This is a genomic window from Pseudomonas sp. S2_C03 (assembly GCF_054668405.1).
In genome coordinates this window covers 5,934,493-5,957,051 of the sequence record NZ_CP162766.1, presented here as the reverse complement: position 1 = coordinate 5,957,051, position 22,559 = coordinate 5,934,493, and the positions used below count along the sequence as shown (strand labels likewise).

General features: G+C 60.2%; 19 protein-coding genes. 4 read left to right on the top strand and 15 right to left on the bottom strand.

Going from position 1 to position 22,559, the window contains the following annotated elements:
- Nucleotides 1-2: 2 nt before the first annotated feature.
- Entirely contained in the window at nucleotides 3-1,145 is a 1,143-nt protein-coding gene (gene pqqE / locus AB4N64_RS27400) for a pyrroloquinoline quinone biosynthesis protein PqqE (protein ID WP_460126878.1), read from the top strand.
- Entirely contained in the window at nucleotides 1,111-2,937 is a 1,827-nt protein-coding gene (locus AB4N64_RS27395) for a S9 family peptidase (RefSeq protein WP_460120290.1), read from the top strand. The genes pqqE and AB4N64_RS27395 overlap by 35 nt, the downstream gene beginning before the upstream one ends.
- Nucleotides 2,938-3,039: 102 nt before the next feature.
- Here AB4N64_RS27395 and AB4N64_RS27390 read toward each other — a convergent pair whose 3' ends face one another.
- The 4 genes from AB4N64_RS27390 to AB4N64_RS27375 all read right to left on the bottom strand — a co-directional run bounded on the left by AB4N64_RS27390 (nucleotide 3,040) and on the right by AB4N64_RS27375 (nucleotide 5,488).
- A complete protein-coding gene (locus AB4N64_RS27390) occupies nucleotides 3,040-3,198 on the bottom strand; it encodes a YqaE/Pmp3 family membrane protein (RefSeq protein ID WP_003228885.1) in 159 nt (52 codons plus the stop codon).
- Nucleotides 3,199-3,280: 82 nt separating this feature from the next.
- Complete coding sequence (locus AB4N64_RS27385) at nucleotides 3,281-3,601, bottom strand: helix-turn-helix domain-containing protein (protein ID WP_460120288.1); 321 nt, start codon at nucleotides 3,599-3,601, stop codon at nucleotides 3,281-3,283.
- A complete protein-coding gene (locus tag AB4N64_RS27380) occupies nucleotides 3,594-3,950 on the bottom strand; it encodes a type II toxin-antitoxin system RelE/ParE family toxin (protein WP_460120287.1) in 357 nt (118 codons plus the stop codon). Before AB4N64_RS27380 ends, AB4N64_RS27385 begins: the two co-directional genes overlap by 8 nt.
- 254 nt (nucleotides 3,951-4,204) lie before the next feature.
- On the bottom strand, nucleotides 4,205-5,488 hold the full coding sequence (locus tag AB4N64_RS27375; protein WP_460120285.1) for an aspartate aminotransferase family protein: 1,284 nt from the start codon (nucleotides 5,486-5,488) through the stop codon (nucleotides 4,205-4,207).
- A 169-nt stretch (nucleotides 5,489-5,657) separates the two neighbouring features.
- On the opposite strand from AB4N64_RS27375, the gene AB4N64_RS27370 reads away from it, so the two are divergent.
- The gene (locus tag AB4N64_RS27370; protein ID WP_460120283.1) at nucleotides 5,658-6,581 is read left to right on the top strand and encodes a LysR family transcriptional regulator; all 924 of its coding nucleotides are present in this window, start codon (nucleotides 5,658-5,660) and stop codon (nucleotides 6,579-6,581) included.
- 224 nt (nucleotides 6,582-6,805) lie between these two features.
- Here AB4N64_RS27370 and AB4N64_RS27365 read toward each other — a convergent pair whose 3' ends face one another.
- The 11 genes from AB4N64_RS27365 to bioB all read right to left on the bottom strand — a co-directional run bounded on the left by AB4N64_RS27365 (nucleotide 6,806) and on the right by bioB (nucleotide 21,583).
- Complete coding sequence (locus AB4N64_RS27365) at nucleotides 6,806-8,584, bottom strand: acyl-CoA dehydrogenase C-terminal domain-containing protein (RefSeq protein ID WP_460120281.1); 1,779 nt, start codon at nucleotides 8,582-8,584, stop codon at nucleotides 6,806-6,808.
- A 203-nt stretch (nucleotides 8,585-8,787) separates the two neighbouring features.
- Nucleotides 8,788-10,584 carry an acyl-CoA dehydrogenase C-terminal domain-containing protein gene (locus AB4N64_RS27360; protein ID WP_460120279.1) on the bottom strand — a complete coding sequence of 599 codons (1,797 nt, stop codon included), beginning with the start codon at nucleotides 10,582-10,584 and terminating at the stop codon, nucleotides 8,788-8,790.
- 91 nt (nucleotides 10,585-10,675) lie between these two features.
- Nucleotides 10,676-11,965 carry a GGDEF domain-containing protein gene (locus AB4N64_RS27355; protein WP_460120277.1) on the bottom strand — a complete coding sequence of 430 codons (1,290 nt, stop codon included), beginning with the start codon at nucleotides 11,963-11,965 and terminating at the stop codon, nucleotides 10,676-10,678.
- A gap of 153 nt (nucleotides 11,966-12,118) precedes the next feature.
- Entirely contained in the window at nucleotides 12,119-14,233 is a 2,115-nt protein-coding gene (locus AB4N64_RS27350) for a cytochrome-c peroxidase (protein ID WP_460120275.1), read from the bottom strand.
- 262 nt (nucleotides 14,234-14,495) lie between these two features.
- Entirely contained in the window at nucleotides 14,496-16,301 is a 1,806-nt protein-coding gene (locus tag AB4N64_RS27345) for a phenylacyl-CoA dehydrogenase (RefSeq protein WP_460120274.1), read from the bottom strand.
- A 276-nt stretch (nucleotides 16,302-16,577) separates the two neighbouring features.
- A complete protein-coding gene (locus AB4N64_RS27340; RefSeq protein WP_460120272.1) occupies nucleotides 16,578-16,874 on the bottom strand; it encodes a pyrroloquinoline quinone biosynthesis protein PqqE in 297 nt (98 codons plus the stop codon).
- 113 nt (nucleotides 16,875-16,987) lie between these two features.
- Nucleotides 16,988-17,668, bottom strand: a complete 681-nt coding sequence (bioD, locus tag AB4N64_RS27335) for a dethiobiotin synthase (RefSeq protein ID WP_460120270.1) — start codon at nucleotides 17,666-17,668, stop codon at nucleotides 16,988-16,990.
- Nucleotides 17,665-18,477 (bottom strand): malonyl-ACP O-methyltransferase BioC, encoded by an 813-nt coding sequence (gene bioC, locus AB4N64_RS27330; RefSeq protein ID WP_460120268.1) that lies wholly within the window; start codon nucleotides 18,475-18,477, stop codon nucleotides 17,665-17,667. The genes bioD and bioC overlap by 4 nt, the downstream gene beginning before the upstream one ends.
- The gene (locus AB4N64_RS27325; RefSeq protein ID WP_460120266.1) at nucleotides 18,470-19,201 is read right to left on the bottom strand and encodes an alpha/beta fold hydrolase; all 732 of its coding nucleotides are present in this window, start codon (nucleotides 19,199-19,201) and stop codon (nucleotides 18,470-18,472) included. Before AB4N64_RS27325 ends, bioC begins: the two co-directional genes overlap by 8 nt.
- Nucleotides 19,194-20,372, bottom strand: a complete 1,179-nt coding sequence (gene bioF / locus AB4N64_RS27320) for an 8-amino-7-oxononanoate synthase (protein ID WP_460120264.1) — start codon at nucleotides 20,370-20,372, stop codon at nucleotides 19,194-19,196. The genes AB4N64_RS27325 and bioF overlap by 8 nt, the downstream gene beginning before the upstream one ends.
- A gap of 155 nt (nucleotides 20,373-20,527) precedes the next feature.
- Entirely contained in the window at nucleotides 20,528-21,583 is a 1,056-nt protein-coding gene (gene bioB / locus AB4N64_RS27315; RefSeq protein ID WP_460120262.1) for a biotin synthase BioB, read from the bottom strand.
- A gap of 97 nt (nucleotides 21,584-21,680) precedes the next feature.
- On the opposite strand from bioB, the gene AB4N64_RS27310 reads away from it, so the two are divergent.
- Entirely contained in the window at nucleotides 21,681-22,412 is a 732-nt protein-coding gene (locus AB4N64_RS27310) for a double zinc ribbon domain-containing protein (RefSeq protein WP_460120259.1), read from the top strand.
- The last annotated feature ends 147 nt before the right edge of the window (nucleotides 22,413-22,559 follow it).

Here is a 22,559-nt window from a genome sequence, read left to right as displayed (position 1 = left end):
ACGTGTCGGATAAGTTACCGCCCAAGCCGGACGTCGGCCTGCCGCTGTGGCTGCTGGCCGAGCTGACCTATCGTTGCCCATTGCAATGCCCCTACTGCTCCAACCCGCTGGACTTCGCCGAGCAAGGCAAAGAGCTGAGCACCGAGCAGTGGATCAAGGTGTTTCGTGAAGCGCGGGAAATGGGCGCGGCGCAACTGGGCTTTTCCGGTGGCGAACCGCTCGTGCGCCAGGACCTTGCGCAGTTGATTGGCGAGGCGCGCAAGCTCGGTTTCTATACCAACCTGATCACTTCGGGCATTGGTCTGACCGAGCAGAAAATCAGTGACTTCAAAAAGGCCGGCCTGGACCATATCCAGATCAGTTTCCAGGCCAGCGACGAGCAAGTGAACAACCTGCTGGCCGGTTCAAAAAAAGCGTTCGCGCAGAAACTGGAGATGGCCCGTGCAGTAAAGGCCCATGGCTATCCAATGGTGCTGAACTTCGTTACCCATCGGCACAACATCGATAAAATCGACCGCATCATCGAGCTGTGCATTGCCCTCGAAGCCGACTTCGTTGAACTCGCCACCTGCCAGTTCTACGGTTGGGCACAACTCAATCGGGTGGGCCTGCTGCCGACCCAGGAACAACTGACGCGCGCTGAACGCATCACCAACCAATATCGCGCCAAACTGGAAGCAGAAGGACACCCCTGCAAACTGATTTTCGTCACTCCGGACTATTACGAAGAACGCCCGAAGGCCTGCATGAACGGCTGGGGCAGTATTTTTCTGACAGTGACACCCGACGGTACAGCCCTTCCCTGTCACGGTGCCCGACAGATGCCGGTGCAATTTCCCAATGTGCGCGATCACAGCATGCAACACATCTGGTACGACTCCTTTGGCTTCAACCGTTTTCGCGGCTACGACTGGATGCCCGAGCCTTGTCGCTCCTGCGACGAAAAAGAAAAGGACTTTGGCGGCTGTCGCTGTCAGGCGTTCATGCTCACCGGTGACGCCAGCAACGCCGACCCGGTGTGCAGCAAATCGCAGCATCACGGCATGATTCTCAAGGCCCGCGAAGAGGCCGAGCACGCCACCGAAACCATCGAACAACTGGCCTTTCGCAATGAACGAAACTCACACCTCATCGCCAAAAGCTGAACCGCTGAGCGCCGCCAATGCCGTGGCCGCTGGCGTCGACTTTGCCGAACTGCTGGTCGGGCAGCATGGCCTGTTCTGGAATGAATACCGCCCCGAAGACGCCGCATGCCGCATCTGGCATTGGCGTGACGACCAGGCACATTGCCTGACGCCCGACGGTTTCAGCGTACGCAGTCGCGTGTACGAATATGGCGGTGGAGCGTTTTGCCTGACAGACGATGGAATCGTGTTCGTCAACGAAGCAGACCAACAGTTGTATCGCCAATCGCTGCAGGGCGAAACACCCGTGCCGCTGACGTCCGGTGAATGCCGGTATGGCGATCTGAAGTTCGCCGAGGGTCAGGTTCTGGCCGTGGAAGAACAGCGCAATCACCACCGTCTGGTGGCCATTGATCTGGCGAGCGGGAACCGCCATCTGTTGGCCGAGGGTGCTGATTTCTATGCCGCGCCGACGCTGAGCCCCGACGGACAGCGCCTGGCCTGGATCGAATGGAGCCGTCCGGATCAGCCCTGGACCGCTACGCGCCTGATGGTCGCCGAGCGCACAAACGGCGGCGTTTTTCCCCCTGCTCGCTGCGTGGCCGGCGAAGAAACTCAGGAATCGGTACAACAGCCCCGTTTCGATGAGCATGGTCGTCTTTATTGCCTGACGGATCGCACCGGGTACTGGCAGCCTTGGGGGGAGTCACCGGACGGTTTGCGAGCGTTGCCCAGCGTTGCGGCCGACCACGGCCCCGCGCCTTGGCAACTGGGTGGCTGCACCTGGCTGCCACTCGCAGATAACGCTTTTCTGGCCAGTTGGACCGAAGACGGTTTCGGCCGACTCGCCATCTGCACGGAAACCGTTGAAGACTTCACCGGCGACTACAGCCGTTTCCGACATTTGGCCATGGATGAAGATTTCATCTACTGCATCGCTGCCTCCCCCGTCAGACCATCCGCGATCATCGCCATCGAGCGCACTACCGGACAAGCGAAAGTGCTGGCGGGCGGCGTGGCACCATTGCCGGCAGAACGGATCAGCGTCCCGCAAACCCTGCGTTACCCGAGCGGCTCGGGCGAGGCACACGGATTCTTTTATCCCGCGATGTCCGGCGAGGCGAAACCGCCGCTGGTGGTATTCATCCACGGCGGCCCGACGTCAGCGTGCTACCCGATACTGGATCCGCGCATTCAGTATTGGGCGCAACGCGGTTTCGCCGTGGCCGACCTCAATTACCGTGGCAGCAGCGGCTATGGGCGGGCGTACCGCCAAGCGCTGTATTTGAGCTGGGGGGAAGTGGATGTAGAGGATGCTTGCGCGGTGGTGACACATCTCGCCAACCGTGGCTTGATCGATGGCGATAGAGCGTTCATCCGCGGTGGCAGTGCCGGTGGCTACACCACGTTGTGCGCGCTGGCGTTCAACACGGTGTTTCGCGCCGGTGCGAGTCTCTACGGGGTCAGCGATCCCGTGGCGCTGGGCCGGATCACCCACAAGTTCGAGGGTGATTACCTGGATTGGCTGATCGGCGATCCCGACAGGGACGCCGAACGCTACGCCGCCCGTACGCCTCTGCTTCATGCAGGAAACATCCGCGTACCGATGATCTTCTTCCAGGGTGAACTCGACGCCGTCGTGGTGCCTCAACAGACCCGCGACATGGTCGAGGCTCTACAGGAAAACGGCATCCTGGTTGAAGCCCATTACTATCCCGACGAACGCCATGGTTTCCGCAAGGCGGGGAACCAAGCCCATGCACTGGAGCACGAGTGGTTGTTTTACAAGCGGGTGATGAAATCATCCACTTGAGATAGCGTCGTTCCAATTGCTGGCAAGCCAGCTCTACAAGATACGCAATCCCCTGTAGGAGCTGGCTTGCCAGCGAAAACTACCTATCGGTCGCAGCGACTCTCAGCGCTTGGCGATGATGTAGACCGCGTGCACGATCCCCGGAATGTAACCGCACAACGTCAGCAGAATATTCAGCCAGAACGCCCCACCGAAGCCGACCTGAAGAAACACACCCAGTGGCGGTAGAAGAATAGCGATGATGATGCGAATGAAATCCATGGGGCAGCTCCTGATTTGAAGTGGGCGCGTGCGCCCTACAGCTAATCGACCTGCGCCGTTCGTCAGGGTTCAGTTCGCGAATTCAGGCCAGTATTTCCAGCCCGTGTTTCTGCACGATGCTCAGCAGTTTGAGCGCCATGCCACTGGGATGTTTGGCGCCGGCTTCCCATTGCTTTACCGTCGATGCACTGGTGTTCAGATAACGTGCGAACACCGGCTGGCTGACATTGTTGCGCTCGCGCAGCGCCTTGATCTGCTCCGCCGGGATCGCATCGGGAACGGTTGCAAGGCAGGACTCATCGAACTCGCGCATGGTTGCCTTGCTGATTGCGCCGATGGCGTACAGGGCGCTGGCGGATTCGTGTACCGATTCCAATGCCTCACTTTTGAACTTTCTACTCATGAAAAACCTCCAAAAACTCCTTTGTATCCAGCAGGGACTGGAGTTGCAGTTCTGTCAGCATCTCGTAGGTCTTCGCCACTTTCCGAAAGCCGATCAAATCCGCTTGACTGATATTGCTTTGATCTTTTTTGGCGTACAGGAATTGATACACCCAGTAACGCTCACCCTTGGCCACAACAATCGAGCGATGTCGATTGGCATTCAAGCGTTTCTTCCAAACCCCACCGCCGAGGCTTTCGGCCTGGCCCCTTAGCATTTGCGCAAAAGCGTCGCGAAGCTCGTCATCGCCAATCCATGCCTTGCCAGCCTGCACGGCAAAACGCTTGGTCTTGAACAACCGGGGTCTCATCGGCATCCCTTCCTAAAAAAACATACCACTTAGTGGTATATAAATCAAAGCCTGCTGAATGACTCTGTCACTCTGCGGGCATCGGCACTCCTTGCCGACGTGCACTAAAAAACCACCGATCGCGCCATCGCTCAAGCACCGATTGGCATCTGGAAAAATGCAGAGACAAAAAAACGCCCCACGTCAAAAGAATCAAACGTGGGGCGACGCGTTATACCGCGAGACGGTTCGGAAATTCGTGCAGGACGTTGCTGTCAGACGGCAATCCCTTTGCGGCATTGCAGTTGTGCCGTCCGCACGCGGGAGAAGGCACGGGCCAGGCGCAGGAGCATTTCGTCGATGTTGGCGTTGCTGACCGTGAGCGCCGGGGTGAAACGCAAGCAATCGGGTTGCGGGGCGTCGAGCAGCAGGCCTTCGGACATGGCGGCCTTGACCACTGCCCCAGCCGAAGCGTCGGACAGGGTCAGGCCCCAAAGCAGCCCCTGGCCTCGCAATTGGCCATGGCCATAGCGATGCGCCAGTCGCGCCAGGCCTTCGCGCAAATGCTCGCCAGTCTCCCCGACATGCTTGAGAAACCCCTTGTCCTGCACGCTGCCGAGTACGGCAAGCGCGGCCGCCGTCATCAAAGCATTGCCGTGATGAGTACCCGTCAGCTCGCCCACATCGAAACAGCAGGCTTTGCCCCGGGCCAGGAGTGCCGCAACCGGTACTCCGCCACCCAGCCCTTTACCGAGCACGACGATATCTGCCCGCACGCCGTAGGATTGCTCCGCGAGCAAGGTGCCGAGACGACCGACGCCGGTTTGCACTTCATCCAGGATCAACAGAATGCCCAGCTCACGGCACAGGCGCTCAACGCCCTTGAGGTAATGCTCGGTGGCGGGAATAACCCCGGCTTCGCTCTGGACCGGTTCAAGCATGATCGCGACGGTTTGTGCGTCGACGGCGGCATGCAACGCGGCCAGATCGTTGAACGGCACATGGCTGAAGCCCGGCAGCTGTGGCTCGAAACGGTTGGCCAGGTTGACACTGTCTGACGCCGGAATAGTCCCGAGACTGCGGCCGTGGCACCCATTGTTGGCGACGATGATCCCCGAAGCGCCTCCGCGGTGCAGTTGGCCCCACTTGCGTGCCAGCTTGATCGCCGCCTCACACGCCTCGCTGCCAGTGTTGAGCAGGTACGCCTGATCGCTGCCGGCACTGGCGCAAAGACGTTCAGCGAGATTGAGCATGCCGCGGTTATGCAGACCAAAGCCTGGATTGATCAGCGACTGAGCCTGAGCAGAAATGGCGTTGACCAACACTGATGGGCTGTGCCCAAGACTATTGGCGCCGTTACCCTGAGAGAAATCGAGGTAAGCGCGATCATCGCTGTCCCACAACCATGAACCCTGCCCTCGCACAAAGACCTGCTTGGGCCGCTCGACGCTGGGCATCAGGTATTCGCTGGACGAGGCGTCGTCCGTGGACGGCATGAACGCCTCCTCACTCAGGTCTTCGAGGCTGGGGGTACTGCGCCGCAAACTGAACAAATTCATACAAAAAAACCTTCATTGAGGTTTTTTGCCTTACCTATGCAAACACCCTTTCGGTGAATGGTATTCATCGCGCTCTCTGGCCCTGTAAGCCTAGTGAATGCGGTTAGACTAGGCCTATGCCGGTCCCTGGACCATTTCGTTTTTCCAGTATTTTCAATAAGTAAAACTTATGGATTTCAAACAACTGCGTTATTTCGTCGCGGTCTACGAAGAGGGCCATGTCGGACGGGCCGCCGAGCGTCTGTCGATCTCTCAACCAGCGCTGTCCCAACAGATTCGCCAGCTTGAGCAGAACCTCGATCTCAGCTTGTTCGAGCGCAGCAGCAAACGCCTGCTGCCGACCCTGGCTGCCCACACGCTGTACAACCACGCCCTCCCCTTGCTCGACGGCTTGCAACGGGCCCGTGAAGCGATGGGCAACTTCAAGGGTCAGGCCCTGCGAACACTGGCCATCGGCGTGCTGCAAACGGTGCACAGCAGCCTAGTGCCGCAGCTGCTCGAGCGTGTGCGCAAGGCGCAGCCGCATCTGGTGGTGCAGATCTATGAGCTCTCGGGTCTGGAGATTGAGCGACGCCTGCTCAGTGGTACCCTGGACATCGGCATCAGCTACCTGCCACCACGCCAACCGGGATTGCATGGCGTGATGCTGTACGAAGACGAACTGACTCTCGTCATCCCGGCTGATCATCCGTTGCGCGAATTCAAGAAGGTTTCCATGGGGCAGGCAGCCGAACTGCCGATGTTGCTGCTGGGCGAGGAGTTTCAGGTGCGGCAGATCTGGCAGACGCAACTGGCCAGCCTGGGGCGGCGACCGCAAGTGCAGGCGGAGTTGAATAACATGGCGGGGATTCTCGACAGCCTGCCCCACACCCGCTTGGCAACCGTGCTGCCGGGGCGATCACAAAAAGTACTGGGCAGCCATGAGCTGCTGTGGAAGCCTCTGACCGAACCGCGAGTACCGCTGAAAGTCGGGCTGGTATGTCGTGACGTACAACGTCAACAGGCATCAATGACGTTGTTACGCAATTTGCTGGAAGAAGTGATGAGTGCCACGGATGATCGCTCGATAAACCCTGACGGGCTGAGCGGATAACTTTTCTGCGGGCATAAGAAAACCCCGCCGAAGCGGGGCTTTGCAGACTGTTTCCCTGACATCCATTTCACTCCGCCGTCCTGGCAGAATCCTACGTGTCCGTGTTGTAACTTGCGCTTTCCTGCGCGACGTCCATGTGAAGTAGATTAGCCGTGGATCCAATCTGCATCTATGGGAGATGAGCAGCACGTCGTGTAAGAGAATGCTTACACGACGTTCCACAGTCAGAACTGTGCGGCATCCAGCAGGAACAGCGACTCGCTGCCTGCCCGCACCGATGCGCTGAGCGAGTGAATTCGTGGCAGCAAGCGTGCGAAATAGAAGCGCGCTGTACCCACTTTGCTCGCATAGAAATCGTCCTGTGTTTCCTTGCCCAGCGCCGCCTTGGCCATCAATGCCCACATGTAGGCGTAGGCAACATAACCGAAGGTTTGCAGGTACTCGACCGAAGCCGCGCCGATTTCATTCGGGTTGTTCTTAGCCCGGTCCAGCAGCCAGGCGGTCAGTTCATCCAACGTGGTCAACGCGTCATTCAGCGGTTGGGTGAACTCGCCCAGATCGGCACTGGCCGTTGTGGTGAAGTGCCGAATCTCATCGGCGAACAGCTTGTAGAAAGCTCCGCCGCTGCCAACGACCTTGCGCCCCACAAGGTCCAGCGCCTGAATGCCGTTGGTGCCTTCGTAGATCTGGGTGATGCGCACGTCACGCACCAACTGCTCCTGGCCCCACTCACGGATGTAACCGTGGCCGCCGAACACCTGCTGGCCGTGAACGGTGGTTTCCAGGCCGAGGTCGGTCAGGAATGCCTTGGCTACCGGAGTCAGCAGCGCCACCAGGTCTTCTGCACGCTTGCGGGTGGCGGCGTCTTCGCTGAACTTGGCGGTGTCCAACTGCATGGCCACGTAAGTGGAGAACGCGCGGCCGCCTTCGTTCGCAGCTTTCATGGTCAGCAGCATGCGGCGCACGTCCGGATGCACGATGATCGGGTCTGCAACCTTGTCTTTGTTCTGCGCACCCGTCGGTGAACGGCTTTGCAGGCGATCGCGGGCATACTCGACGGCGTTCTGGTAGGAACGCTCACCCGTCGCGAGCCCCTGGATGCCTACGCCCAGGCGCTCGTAGTTCATCATGGTGAACATTGCCGCGAGGCCCTTGTTCGGCTCGCCGACCAGATAACCCACGGCTTCATCGAAGTTCATCACGCAGGTGGCGGACGCCTGGATACCCATTTTGTGTTCGATCGAGCCGCAATTTGCAGGGTTGCGCTCACCCAGGCTGCCGTCGGCGTTGACCAGGAACTTGGGCACCAGAAATAGCGAAATACCCTTGGGCCCTGCCGGTGCGTCCGGCAGTTTCGCCAGCACCAGGTGGATGATGTTCTCGGTCAGGTCATGTTCACCGCCAGTGATGAAGATCTTGGTGCCGCTGACCTTGTAGGAACCGTCCGCTTGAGGCTCGGCCTTGGTACGAATGATCCCCAGATCCGTGCCGGCATGCGGCTCGGTCAGGCACATGGAACCTGCCCAGATACCGGCGTACATGTTCGGCAGGTAAGCCGCCTTCAGCTCGTCGCTGGCGTGGGCGTTGATCGACAGGCAAGCGCCCGCCGTCAGCATCGGGTACAGACCGAACGCCAGGCTCGAGGAGTTGACCATTTCCTCGACCTGGGCCGAGACCGCCTTGGGCATGCCCATGCCGCCGTAAGCCGGGTGACCGCCCACACCGACCCAGCCGCCTTCGGCATACGTCTGGTAAGCCTGTGGGAAACCTGCTGGCGTGGTAACAGCGCCATCCGCCCAATGGCAACCTTCTTCGTCGGCCCCACGGCTCAGCGGCGCGATGCTTTTACTGGTGACCTTGCCGGCTTCTTCAAGAATGGCCTCGACCGTTTCCGCGTCGACGGTCTCGGCCAGTGCAGGCAACTCGGCCCACAATTTGGCAACCTCGAACACTTCATTGAGGACGAAGCGCATATCACGCAGGGGCGCTTTGTAGTCAGCCATGGCAAACCTCGCAAGATCTTTTACAGGTGATGTGTAGGAAGAGTGTCTCGTTGGGCCCGAGTGTACCCCAACAACTTTTGCGACACATAGGGTCAACTAGTGACCCTTTTGTAATTTTTGGTCACCAGTATTTCATGAGCCCTGCAGCGAGCTTGTGAGCCTGCCGGATTAGCGAAGGCTCACGAAGCGTTCACCGCCAGTCGTCAGAGCGCAAATGATTCCGCCGACAGCGACATCAGGCAATCGCTGCCCGCTTCGATGGCGGCGCGGTGAGAAGCGGTACGCGGCAACAAACGCTTGAAGTAAAACTCGTTGGTCGCCAGCTTGCCTCGATGGAACTCCGCCTCGCCCTCGCCCGATTCCAGGCGTGCCTGCGCCACAAGGGCCATGCGCAGCCACAGGTAGCCCAGCACGATGTAGCCGCTGTACATCAAGTAGTCCACGGATGCAGCGCCGACCTCATCCGGGTTTTTCATTGCCGCCATGCCCACCCGAGTCGTCACCTCGCCCCACTGCTGGTTGAGTTCATTGAGCTGCGCCACGTAACTGCCCAGTTGCGGATGCCCGGCGTTCGCCGTACAGAACTTGTGGACGATCCTGGTGAAGCCACGCAACAGCTTGCCCTGGCTACCGAGCACTTTTCGCCCCAGCAGATCCAATGCCTGAATACCGTTGGTGCCTTCATAGATAGGTGCAATCCGGCAATCGCGAACCAGTTGCTCCATGCCCCATTCTCGAATGAAACCGTGGCCGCCGAACACCTGCATGCCGAGGTTGGTCACTTCCAGCCCGGTGTCGGTCATGAAGGCCTTGCAGATCGGCGTCAGGAAGGCCAGCAAGTCTTCGGCGTTCTGACGTGCCGTTTCGTCCGCACTCAAATGCGCGACGTCCAGTAACTGGGCGGTGAAGTAGGTGAGCGCGCGGTTGCCTTCGTTGAAGGCCTTCATGGTGAGCAACATCCGTCGTACGTCAGGATGAACGATGATCGGGTCGGCGGCTTTTTCCGGTGCTTTAGCGCCGGTCAGCGCGCGCATTTGCAAGCGATCATTGGCGTACTTGATCGCTCCCTGGAAGCTCGCTTCACCAAGACACAGGCCCTGCATCCCGGTGCCCAGCCGCGCATGGTTCATCATGGTGAACATGCAGTTCAGGCCCTTGTTCGGCTCACCGATGAGAAAGCCCCTCGCGTCATCGAAGTTCAGCACGCAGGTGGCAGACGCCTTGATACCCATCTTGTGTTCGATGGAGCCACAGGAAACACCGTTGCGCTCGCCGGCCTCACCGTGTGCATCGGGCAGGAATTTGGGAACGATGAACAACGAAATGCCCTTGGTGCCCGGCGGAGCATCCGGCAGTTTCGCCAACACGAGGTGAACGATGTTTTCGCTCATGTCGTGTTCTCCGGCGGAGATGAAGATCTTGCTGCCGGAAATCGCATAGCTGCCGTCCGCAGTGGGTACGGCGCGTGTCTTGATGATGCCCAGGTCGGTGCCGCAATGGGCTTCGGTCAGGCACATGGTGCCCGTCCATTGGCCGGCGGTCAGTTTGCTCAGGTAGGTGTTTTTCTGCGCCTGCGTGCCATGCGCGTGAATTGCCGACATCGCCCCGTGCGTCAAGCCCGGGTACATGCCCCACGAGGTGTTGCTGGACCCGACCATCTCGCTGATGACCAGTCCCAACGAAGTGGGTAGTCCCTGGCCACCGTACCCAGGGTCGGCGGCCAGGCCATGCCAGCCACCTTCGACATACTGGGCGAAAGCCTGCTTGAAACCGGCCGGCGTCGTCACTACACCATTGTCGAAATGACAGCCTTCCTCATCACCGCTTCTATTGAGTGGGGCGAGCACGTTCTCGCAGAACCTCGCCCCCTCTTCGAGGATCGCATCGACCATGTCCGGGCTGGCCTCCGTGGCGCCCAGCGCAGCGTAATTGCTGTGAAAATCGAACACGTGATTGATCAGAAAGCGCATGTCGCGCAAGGGCGCCTTGTACTCGGGCATGGTGACTTCTCCGGTAGCAGATGCCCTAAACCTACTGCCACCGAACCCACACCGACAATCACAGTCCAGACGCTGAATGCGCCGTCATCACTCAACCGGCAGCCGCCTCCGTGCGCACCGCACCGCGCCGATTCTGCCCATAGGCGACCACGCAGTTGCGTCCGGCGCCCTTGGCGGCATAAAGCGCCTCGTCAGCGGACTTGAGCACTTTTTCCGGGTTACGTTGGTCTACGCGCTCGGCGACGCCGATGCTGACAGTGACCGATACCGTGGAGGCTGCGGAGCCGGAGCGGCGCTGGCGCCCCTGCTGGTCGTCCTGGGGACGGTTGTCCTGGTTGCGCAAATGGATGCTGTAAGTCTCGATCGATTCGCGAATGACCTCCAGGTGCGGCATGCATTCCTCAAGCGTCTTGCCGGCGAACACCAGGGCAAATTCCTCACCGCCGTAGCGATACGCCCTACCGCCGCCACCGATCTTCGACAACTTGCTGGCCACCAGCCGCAGCACCTGATCGCCGACGTCGTGACCGTGGGTATCGTTGAATTTCTTGAAGTGATCGACGTCGCTCATGGCCAGCACGTAGTTGCGCCCCAATCGCTGCATGCGCTCGTTCAAGGCACGGCGACCCGGCAAGCCGGTAAGCTCATCACGGAACGCCATTTGATAGGCTTCGTGGGCGACGGCGGCAGCGATCATCAACATCACCTGGCTGCACATGATGTTGAGGGTGAAGGGCAGGATGAAGGTCTTCGGCAACGCCCAGAACAACCCCAGCAGCCCCACCAGTTGAGCCGCGTGCAAAGGGCGCGGGTTGCGCCAGTATTGCCAGCCCAGCAGCACGAACACGCTGAAGAATACCGGATAGGACAATTGGATGAGGCTCATCCAGGCGCCATGCAAGGCCGGCCAGCGGATTTCCGACAACCACATCAGCAAGGGCTGCGGATAACTCTGCTCCAGGCCCAACGCCACGCTGCCGACAGCCAGCAGCACCGCAAACCGCGCCACCATGTCCTGGAACAGATGGGTTCGCTCCTGCCACGCTGCGAACAGGCCGAACATCAGGGGCAGCAGCAGGCAACACAGGTGGAAAACCACCGCAGCGTCTTCACGCACGCGGCCATTGTCACGGTAATAATCGGTCTGGGTATCGAGCAGAAAGTAGGCGATGTACACCGTGACCATCAGAAACAGCTCACGCTGGCGTCGGTAAACCCCGCAGTAGGCACCGCCGAGCAACAGCACCAACGTGGGCAGCACGTTGAACAGTGAGGTGAAGAAGACGTTCAGATCCTTGACGTACGCCGCCGCCAGTCCCGAGAACAACAGCAGAAGTGACGGCAGAAAATGACTGAAACGTACTGCGGAAGAACGCGGCAAGGGTAAAGCTCCGACCCGTCTGATCAATAGATGGCAATGTGCCCACATACTGTAACGGCAGTCCCCCTGACTTTCTGAGTTATTTAGTCAGGTTTTTTTGTTGCGGCTATGTAACGGGATGCAACTGCGCAGCCCGTCACTCGCATCGAAGTCTTAAAGGTCGTTGTCAAACGTCCGCAATGGCCCCTCCGAAACACCACGCCCCTCCGCCCCCACCGGCTTGAGCGTCAGCAACGCATCGGCTGCCTGGCGAGTGGTGATCTTCGGGCTGACCGGTTTCGGAGTCACAGCGTTCTCATCTCCCACGTGCCCCAAGGGGATGACCAGCGACGGGTGATCGAAAGGCGCCTGCTCCCAGGCCACGCGAGGATCGGTCAGGCCGACCTCCATGAACTTGACCAATGCATCGATCTCATCGGGGCTCAGGTTCAATGATGTCATGTCCGGATCGAGGTTTGAGGTGTTGTGCTGATTGACACTGGCATGATCGAAGCCGCTGGTGTTGTTGGCATCCGAACCCCGCCGATCGCCACCGCGATTGTAAAACTCCATGACCTGCTTGAGTGTCGACCGGCTGCCGTTGTGGAAGTAAGGCCCGGTGAGTGCGATGTTGCGCAGCGTCGGCGTCTTGAAGGCGCCATCGACTGCGTCGCGGAATCCGACAGTGGGCTTGAGCGTCGCGTCGCAGGGGATCGCCGCGCTCAACGGCGCTTCGAATGTGCACACATCGACATCCAGCGGATCTGGCACCCTGGCACCCTGAATCTGGCTGTTGTACTCGCGAGTGAAGGCCAGCGGATTGCCCCAGGCGTCGGTGCCGCCGAGCGCCAGGTCTTCGGAAGTCGGGCGCACCCCGGTGTTATAAAAGCCGTTGTCGTACAGCGTGGTCAGGTTGTCCGCCATGACCATACGCTCGATTCGCTCACGCGGATGGAACAGCAGCCGGCTGCCAGCGTTGGTCAGCTCCGCACCTCCATGACAACTGACGCATTTGCCCTTGCCGAGGAACAGGTTCATCCCTTCGACCTGCTGCGCATTCAATGCTTGATGATCACCTTGCAGATAGGCGTCGAGCGGCGCCTGGTCGGAAATCAGCGTGGATTCGTACATCTGGATCGCCAGTCCGAAGAACAAGGGAAAGTTCGCCTCCATCTGGGTGTACGAGGCACCGCCCAGCGAAACCGGTTGTGTGGCATTCCAAAGCCGCGGGTGGAAAGCGGCCTTGATCAGCTCGCGGTACGTTGGCCGGCGTGCGCCGGACACCGGGCCAAGCACCGAGTCTGTGGAGGAAATACGCTGCTGCTTGAGCATCAGCGTGTCGAGCATCCGTCGGCCAATGTCGGCGAAGGTGCGCCCGCCGCAGGACATTTCCACCGCGCTCCCCGGCGGTCCTACGGCTTGCGAGGCGGCAGACGCATCATTGAGCGCCAGGCGCACTTTGGTCGCCACGCCACTGCGATCGCTGGTGACAAAAATTCCGGCATCGGGATCGCGATTACCAAAAGGCGAAAAGCCGTTGAACACGTTGTTGGCCCGGCCATCCCAGAAGTTGCGCACGTTGAACGCGGCGTTGATCACCGACGGCGCGTTGCGCCCGGTCGCACGACGGACGTTGATCCCGCCAACTTGGAAAATACCATCCGGCTGCTGCGTGCACTTATCGAAACGCGGCTGGTTGGGCTTGACGAAATTGGCGTCGAACACGCCTTGCGAGCCGATCACATCGTCGGTTGAATAAGCGATGGGCGAGTCACGGTCCAACGGGTTGACCAGCAGATGGGTGGGGAAATCGGTTTTCTTCAGCGTGTAGTTCGGGCCGCCCTTGCCACCGGACAGCGTCGCGTAGGACGCCACGTCACCGGGGATGTCGGATGCGGTGAACGGTTTGTTGAATATCGAGGCCACGTTGGCGTTGGTGTGCGCCTGGCCAGGGTTGACCTGATTGGTGATCCGATGATCAACCCCGGCGTGAAAGTGGCAGGACGCGCACGCCGTGGCGCTATCGCTGCCGACTTCCATGTCCCAGAACAACGCCTTGCCCAACAGGATTGCAGCACCGCGATTGAGGACGTAATCGGTCATCAGGTCGACTTTGCGTCCGCCCTCGGTGCCTGATGGGTCGGGCGGCTGCATGCCACGCAACGATTGCAGGCTGGGGACCTCCGGCACGGGCGGATCCACTTCGGCGACAGTGGCCGCCATGACGCCGTGGGCGGACAGTGCGATGGGTAACCAGAAGGTCAAACGAACGAGGCGACTGATGTTCATGAGCTTCACCCTGACTGTTGTTGTTAAGTGGCCGGGCGTGAGGCTTCTTCGAGCGAGACAGTTCTTTGCAGCACCGGTTGATGGGTGCGGTGCAATTAATTTGCCACTCCATGTCGAAACATTTTGAATCAATTAACTCAGCGTTCTCGGAAGCCGAGCGTTGGGCATGCTGGGGAAAAGCACCCGACTTCGGGGGAAAACGAGCAAAAAAAAACCGCTACCCCCAAAGGAGCAGCGGTTTTCTGCGAGGCCGCGTAAAGGCTTAGTAGCCCAGAGCGAAGTCTTCTTCTTTCATGTCCATCAGATTGTTGGCACCCGACAGCATGGTTGCCACGTGAGTGCGTGTACGCGGCAGGATGCGCTGGAAGTAGAAGCGCGCAGTCTGCAGCTTGGCGGTGTAGAACGCCGTGTCGCTGGTGCCGGCTGCCAGCTTCTCGGCTGCCAGACGCGCCATGTCAGCCCAGAAGTAGGCCAGGCAGGCGTAACCGGAGTACATCAGGTAGTCCACCGAGGCCGCGCCGACTTCCTCACGGTCTTTCATGGCAGCCATACCGACCTTCATAGTCAGTTCGCCCCATTCCTTGTTCAGTGCAGCCAACGGTGCGACGAATTCCTGAACGGCTTCGTTGCCTTCGTTGTTCTGGCAGAACTTGTGGACAATCTTGGTGAAGCCTTTGAGCGCTTCACCTTGGGTCATCAGCACTTTACGACCCAGCAGGTCGAGTGCCTGGATGCCGGTGGTGCCTTCGTACAGCATCGAGATGCGGCTGTCGCGAACGTTCTGCTCCATGCCCCACTCGGCGATAAAGCCATGGCCGCCGTAGATCTGCACGCCGTGGTTGGCCGATTCGAAACCGACTTCGGTCATGAAGGCCTTGGCGATTGGCGTCATGAACGCCAACAGCGCATCAGCCTTTTTCTTCTCTTCTTCGTCCACACCGTATTTGACGATGTCGACCTGCTTGGCCGTGAAGTAAACCATCGCGCGGTTGCCTTCGGCGAACGCCTTCATGGTCAACAGCATGCGACGCACATCCGGGTGCACGATGATCGGGTCAGCGGCTTTGTCCGGTGCTTTCGGGCCAGTCAGCGAGCGCATTTGCAGGCGATCGCGAGCGTATTTCAGGCCGCCCTGGAAGCCGATTTCGGCGTGGGCCAGGCCTTGCAGCGCGGTGCCCAGGCGAGCAGTGTTCATGAAGGTGAACATGCAGTTCAGGCCTTTGTTCGCCGGGCCGATCAGGAAACCGGTGGCCGCGTCGAAGTTCATCACGCAAGTGGCGTTGCCGTGGATACCCATCTTGTGTTCCAGGGAACCGCAGGACACGGCGTTACGCGCGCCGATCGAGCCGTCTGCGTTCGGCAGGAACTTGGGCACGATGAACAGCGAAATACCTTTGGTGCCAGCCGGTGCATCCGGCAAGCGCGCCAACACGATGTGGACGATGTTGTCGGCCATGTCGTGTTCACCGGCCGAGATGAAGATCTTGGTGCCGGAAACTTTATAAGAACCGTCGGCCTGAGGTTCGGCCTTGGTACGCAGCATGCCCAGGTCGGTGCCGCAGTGCGGTTCGGTCAGGCACATGGTGCCGGTCCACTCGCCGGAAACCAGCTTGGTGAGGTACGCCTCTTGCTGCTCAGGGGTGCCGTGCTCGGAGATGGTGTTCATCGCACCATGGGACAGGCCTGGGTACATGCCCCACGACCAGTTGGCTTCGCCGACCATTTCGCTGACCGCCAGGCCCAGCGACTCAGGCAGACCCTGACCGCCGTGCTCGACGTCGTGGGCCAGGCTCGGCCAACCGCCATCGACAAATTGCTTATAGGCTTCTTTGAAGCCGGTCGGGGTTTTCACACCGGACTCGCTCCAGGTGCAGCCTTCAAGGTCGCCCACGCGGTTCAGCGGTGCCAGCACCTGCTCACAAAACTTGGCGCCCTCTTCGAGAATGGCGTCAACCATGTCCGGCGTGGCGTCTGCGCAGGCCGGAAGGCTCTGATAGTGCGCTTCGTAGCCGAGCAGTTCGTCACGAACGAAGCGAATATCACGCAAGGGGGCCTTGTAGTCAGGCATAGCGATAAACCTCTGCTGATGTAACCGGGGATGGACGACCGCTGGAATTGTTGTAACGGTCAAACAGTTGTTTGAAACATACGTTTACGCCTAAATCTTGTCAAGCATCGATCTTTTGCCGTTCGTCATCGCTGCATGCAAATGCCGGACACACGAAGATGCGACACGGCGACACAGGCGGGCCGTCGTGCGGAAAAGTTTAGTTGGCAGAGAAAGACTTACAGACAAAAACGCCGCGAAAGGTCGCGGCGATGACGGTGCGGAGTCAGCAGAAAATCAGGCGAAGGTATCGATCAGCGTACCGAGCATTTCGTCGGAAGCCTTGGCCACCTTGACGCCCGCCTCGACCTGGAACTTGCCTTGGGCCATTTCGATCGCGTTGCTGGCGAGATCCGACTGCTGGCTGCGATCGACCCCACGCAGGCGATCGACCTGAACTTCGGAGGACTGGCTGGTAACCGAACGCTCGATCGTATTGTTGGCGATCTGGCCCGCAGCCTGATCGACGCGGTTCTGCCCTGTCTGAATAGTACTCAGACCGGCGTAGAAAGCGGTATTTCCTGAGATTTCCATGGGAGAACTCGTCCTGAAAAAGGATCAACAGCGCCTATTGAAGCAGAGATGACCCTATTACGCCCGACAAAAACACTAATGGCACAGTGCCTTGTCATAGCAAAAACCAAACGTCAGTCGAGCAGGTCCAACTGAAGATGTTCGGCAACCGCCTCAGCCGTCACCAGCTTGAGTTTGGGCACTCGGCCCAGGCAGGGTGCGGGAATGCGCTCGGCGAGAGTCGCCAGGTTTTCCTCCAGGCGCGACGTTTTCGGATCGATGACATTGGCCACCCAGCCCGCCAGCTGCAAACCGTCATGGGCAATTGCTTCGGCCGTCAGCAACGCGTGGCTGATACACCCCAACCGAACGCCGACCACCAGGATCACCGGCAGGTCCAGCGCCATGGCCAGGTCCGACAGGTTGTCCTGGTCCGCCAACGGCACACGCCAGCCACCCGCGCCTTCGATCAGGGTGAAATCCGCCTCCATCTGCAGAATCTCACGCATCGGCGCAAGCAGCGACTGCACCGTCAACGCCACGCCCGCCTCACGCGCCGCCAGATGCGGAGCGATGGCCGGCTCGAACGCGACCGGATTGACCTGGGCATAGGTCAGCGGCAACGAACACTCGGCCTGCAGTGCCAGTGCATCGGCGTTGCGCAACCCCTTGGGCGTCACGTCGCAACCCGAGGCCACCGGTTTGCCCGCCGCCGTACTCAGCCCCGCCAACCGAGCAGCATGCAAAAGGCCCGCGGCGACGGTGGTCTTGCCGACATCGGTATCGGTACCGGTGATGAAATACGCTGCGCTCATAAGGGTTTCTCCAAAACGGCGTACACCACTTGATAAGTCGCCGGCAGGCCACTGGCCTGACGAAACTGCTCATAAGCCTCGACCAGGCCGAGAATCCGCGCCCGCCCGGTCAATCCTCCCGGTCGCCCGGGGTTGAGGTTGTGCGCACCCAGCGCCTTGAGTTCGTGTGTCAGGGTGCGTACATCCGGGTAGTGCAACACATGGGGTCGGGTTTGCAGCCCTACAACCCGCAGACCGCTGCCCCCGCACAGCTGTTGATATCCGGCGAACTCGCGAAAACGATTGACGTGGACCATGCGATCCACTTGACGCCAGCTTTCGCGCAGCTCTGACAGCGTGCCCACGCACAGACTAGCAAACGCAAAAATACCACCAGGTTTGAGTACGCGCCGGGCTTCACTGAGTACCGCAGCGAAGTCGTCACACCACTGCACTGCCAGGCTGGAGAAAATCAGGTCACAGGTCGAATCCTGCAACGGCAGGCGCTCGGCATCACCCGCGATGAAGTGCGTGGCGCCACCCAACGGACGGGCGTGATTGAGCATGCCTTCGGCGATGTCCAACGCAACGCCTTTCGTCTCAGGAAAACGCTCATCCAACGCCCGGCTGAAATACCCGGTGCCGCACCCCAGGTCGAGCCAGCGGTCCGGTACGAAGTCGCCTGGTAATCGGCTCAGCAACTGGTTGCCCACATCACGCTGCAATTGGGCGACGCTGTCGTAACTGGCCGCTGCGCGGGAGAAGGATGCCGCCACCTGGCGCTTGTCCGGCAAGGCACCGGGCAGGTTGGGAATGGATAAATCAGTCATCACCGCTCTCATGCAAAAAGGCCTGGATCGCCCCCGCCACTCCGTGCGGGTCCTCCAGGAGAAACGCGTGGCTGGCCTGTTCGATCAGACCGATTTCGACATCCGGCAACAACGCCAGCAACTCGCCGGCCGTTTCGGCGGGCACCAGTCCATCGAGTCCGGCGAACAAATGCAGTTGCGGACCGCGAAACCCTTGCAACGCCTGACGGGTATCCAGTTGCGCCAGCAACTCCAGGCCACTCATCAACACCGATGTTGCCGTGTTTGGCGCGCCACCGAGCAGCAGCCGTGACAGGCCGCGCGGGTCTTCGGCACCTTGGGCACAGAGCAGCGAAAAGCGCTTGAGCGTCAATCGTGGATCGGTGTTGCAGCCCGCCAGAAAAGCGTCAAAGGTCTCACCGGGCATCGCGCTCGGCCACAGCTCATGGGCAACGAAAGAAGGATTGCTCGCCAGAGTCAGCAAGCCACAGCAGCGATCACCGCGCCGCGACGCGAGTTCAGAAGCGAGCATACCCCCCAGCGACCAGCCGCCGAGCCAGGCATCCTGGGGCACGCTGGAGTCGAGTTCGTCGAGCCAGTCTTCCAGATCACTGGAGTCCAGTTCCGGCAGCGGTTCGATCTCCACGCGCAGGTGTTCATCCAGCCCTTGCAGCGCAGCGGCCAAGGGTTCCAGCGGTGAAATGCCGAGGCCCCAGCCAGGCAACAGAATCAGGCGATCACGCATGGCTTGGCTCCGCTCCCAGTTTTTCAAAACAATCGGCCAGTCCTTCTAACAATAGCTGCACCTGCGCCTCGCTGTGAGCCGCGGTCAGGGTCACGCGCAAGCGCGCGCTGCCGGCGGGGACGGTGGGTGGGCGGATCGCAGTCACCATCAAGCCGCGCTCGCGCAGCACCTGCGACAGGCGCACCGCACGCCCGGCATCGCCAATCATGATCGGCTGGATCGGGGTGAAGCTTTCCATCAATTCCAGGCCGATTTGCTCGGCGCCGTGGCGGAACTGGCGAATCAGCCGGTCCAGATGCTCGCGTCGCCAATGCTCGGTGCGCAGCAGATCGAGGCTTTTGAGGGTCGCACATGCCAGCGCCGGCGGTTGGCTGGTGGTGTAAATGTAGGGGCGGGCGAACTGGATCAGGCTTTCGACCAACTCTTCGCTACCGGCGACGAAGGCACCCGCCGTACCGAATGCCTTGCCGAGGGTGCCGACCAGCACGGGCACATCGTCCTGGCTGAGGCCGAAATGCTCGACGATCCCACCGCCATTGGCCCCCAACGGACCAAAACCGTGGGCGTCATCGACCATCAGCCACGCGCCTTTGGCTTTGGCCGCACGGGCCAGCGCCGGCAGGTCGGCGATATCGCCGTCCATGCTGAACACGCCATCGGTGACCACCAGCGTGTTGCCAGTGGCCTTTTCCAGACGACTGGCCAGGCTTGCAGCGTCGTTATGCAGGTAGCGACTGAAACGCGCACCGGACAACAGGCCGGCATCGAGCAATGAGGCGTGATTGAGGCGGTCTTCCAGCACCGTATCACCCTGCCCCACCAACGCCGTCACCGCGCCGAGGTTAGCCATGTAACCCGTGGAGAACAACAGGACACGTTGGCGGCCGGTCAGGTCCGCCAAGGCTTCTTCCAACGCATGGTGAGGACCGCTGTGGCCAATCACCAGATGCGAAGCGCCGCCACCGACGCCCCACTTTGCGGCACCCGCGCGCCAGGCCTCGATCACCTGGGGGTGATTGGCCAGGCCCAGGTAATCGTTGTTGCAAAACGCCAGCAACGGCTGGCCATCGACAACCACCTCAGGGCCTTGCGGGCTTTCGAGCAGGGGGCGTTGCCGGTAAAGATTTTCGGCACGGCGGGTAGCCAGGCGTGCAGCGAGATCGAAAGACATGCAGGCCTCAGACAGCAATCAATGTAAAACCGGACATGTGGGAGCGGGCTTGCCCGCGATAGCAATCAGTCTGTCGACATCTGTGTTGAATGTGACAAAGCCATCGCGGGCAAGCCCGCTCCCACAAGGTGTGGGGTTGTACTCAACCAGCGAGATCAAACAGCCGCGTTGTAAAACATCTCGCTGCTCTTCTGCTCCACCAGTGCCTGCTCGATCGCCGCCTGATGCACCTCGTCGGCATGTTCTTCCCGCGCTTCGGGCTGAATGCCCAGTCGCGAGAACAGTTGCATGTCCTTGTCGGCCTGCGGGTTGGCGGTGGTCAGCAGCTTTTCACCGTAGAAAATCGAGTTGGCGCCCGCGAAGAACGCCAGGGCCTGCATCTGCTCGTTCATGGCCTCGCGGCCGGCGGACAGGCGCACGTGTGATTGCGGCATCAGGATGCGTGCCACGGCGAGCATGCGGATGAAGTCGAACGGGTCGACGTCTTCGGCGTTTTCCAGCGGCGTGCCGGCGACTTTCACCAGCATGTTGATCGGCACCGATTCCGGATGCTCTGGCAGGTTGGCCAGCTGGATCAGCAGGTTGGCGCGGTCGTCCAGGGATTCGCCCATGCCGAGAATGCCGCCGGAACAGATCTTCATCCCCGAATCACGCACGTAGGCCAGGGTTTGCAGGCGCTCGCTGTAGGTGCGGGTGGTGATGATGCTGCCGTAGAACTCCGGCGAGGTGTCGAGGTTGTGGTTGTAGTAATCGAGGCCGGCCTTGGCCAGCGCTTCGGTCTGCTCCTGGTCGAGGCGACCCAGGGTCATGCAGGTTTCCAGGCCCATGGCTTTCACGCCTTCGACCATTTTCAACACGTAGGGCATGTCCTTGGCCGACGGGTGTTTCCACGCCGCGCCCATGCAGAAACGGGTCGAGCCGATGGCCTTGGCGCGAGCGGCCTCTTCGAGGACCTTCTGCACTTCCATCAGTTTTTCTTTTTCCAGGCCGGTGTTGTAGTGACCGGACTGCGGACAGTATTTGCAATCTTCCGGGCAAGCGCCGGTTTTGATCGACAGCAGCGTGGACACTTGCACGCGGTTGGCGTCGAAATGCGCGCGGTGCACGGTCTGCGCCTGAAACAACAGGTCATTGAATGGCTGTACGAAGAGTGCTTTGACTTCGGCCAAAGACCAGTCATGACGCAAAGTGGCAGAGGTGCTGGCGCTCATGGGCGTTACCTTTATTCTGAACGGGGCAAGGCTGGCGACTGCGGCAGGGAATAACCACAGGCGCTACACGGATGTTTGGCATATTTAAGGAAGAGCGATGCGCTGTCAACCGCACTACGATGGACCGGTTTACATCTGGTTAAAAAACAAACAAATATGTTTGCTTTGCAGCGAGCCAGCCGATGAAGCCACGCCCATCTGCACCGATTGCGAAACCGAATTGCCGTGGCTTGGCGATCATTGCCAAACCTGCGCCCTGCCCCTGCCGGCTCCGGGGCTGACCTGTGGCCAGTGCCTGCACGAGCCGCCGCCGTTCCAGCGGGTGATCGCACCGTGGCTGTACGACTTTCCGCTGGACAGCCTGATCACCCGCTTCAAACACAGCGCAAAGTGGCCCTACGGTCGCCTGCTCGGCGAACTTCTCGCCCAGTTCCTGCAGCACCGCTTTGACGAAGGGCTGGCATGCCCCGACGCCCTGGTGCCGGTGCCGCTCGCGGTCAAGCGATTGCGTCAGCGCGGGTTCAACCAGGCGGCGATGCTGGCCCGCTGGTTGGGCGACAGCCTGGGAATCGCCAGCGACGAACACCTGCTCAAGCGCGTGCAAGACACCAGTGCCCAACAGGAACTCAAGGCCGAGGCGCGCAAGAAGAACCTGCGCCATGCCTTTGCCTTGATGCCTGGTGCGCAGGTGGTGGGCCGCCACCTGGCACTGGTGGATGACGTGCTCACTACCGGCGCCACCACCCAGGCGTTGGCGCACCTGTTGATGGAGGCCGGTGCGGCGCGGGTCGATGTGTATTGCCTGGCGCGAACACCAAAACCGGCCTGATCGGTGTTCCTGTGGGAGCGAGCTTGCTCGCGATGGTCGCCAACGATAACGTTGACTCCCTGACACTGCGCGGCGTTTCAGAGATCATCGCGACGGTTCGACAAGCTCGCTCCTGCAGTCACTCAATCATTCACCCACCGAAGCAAC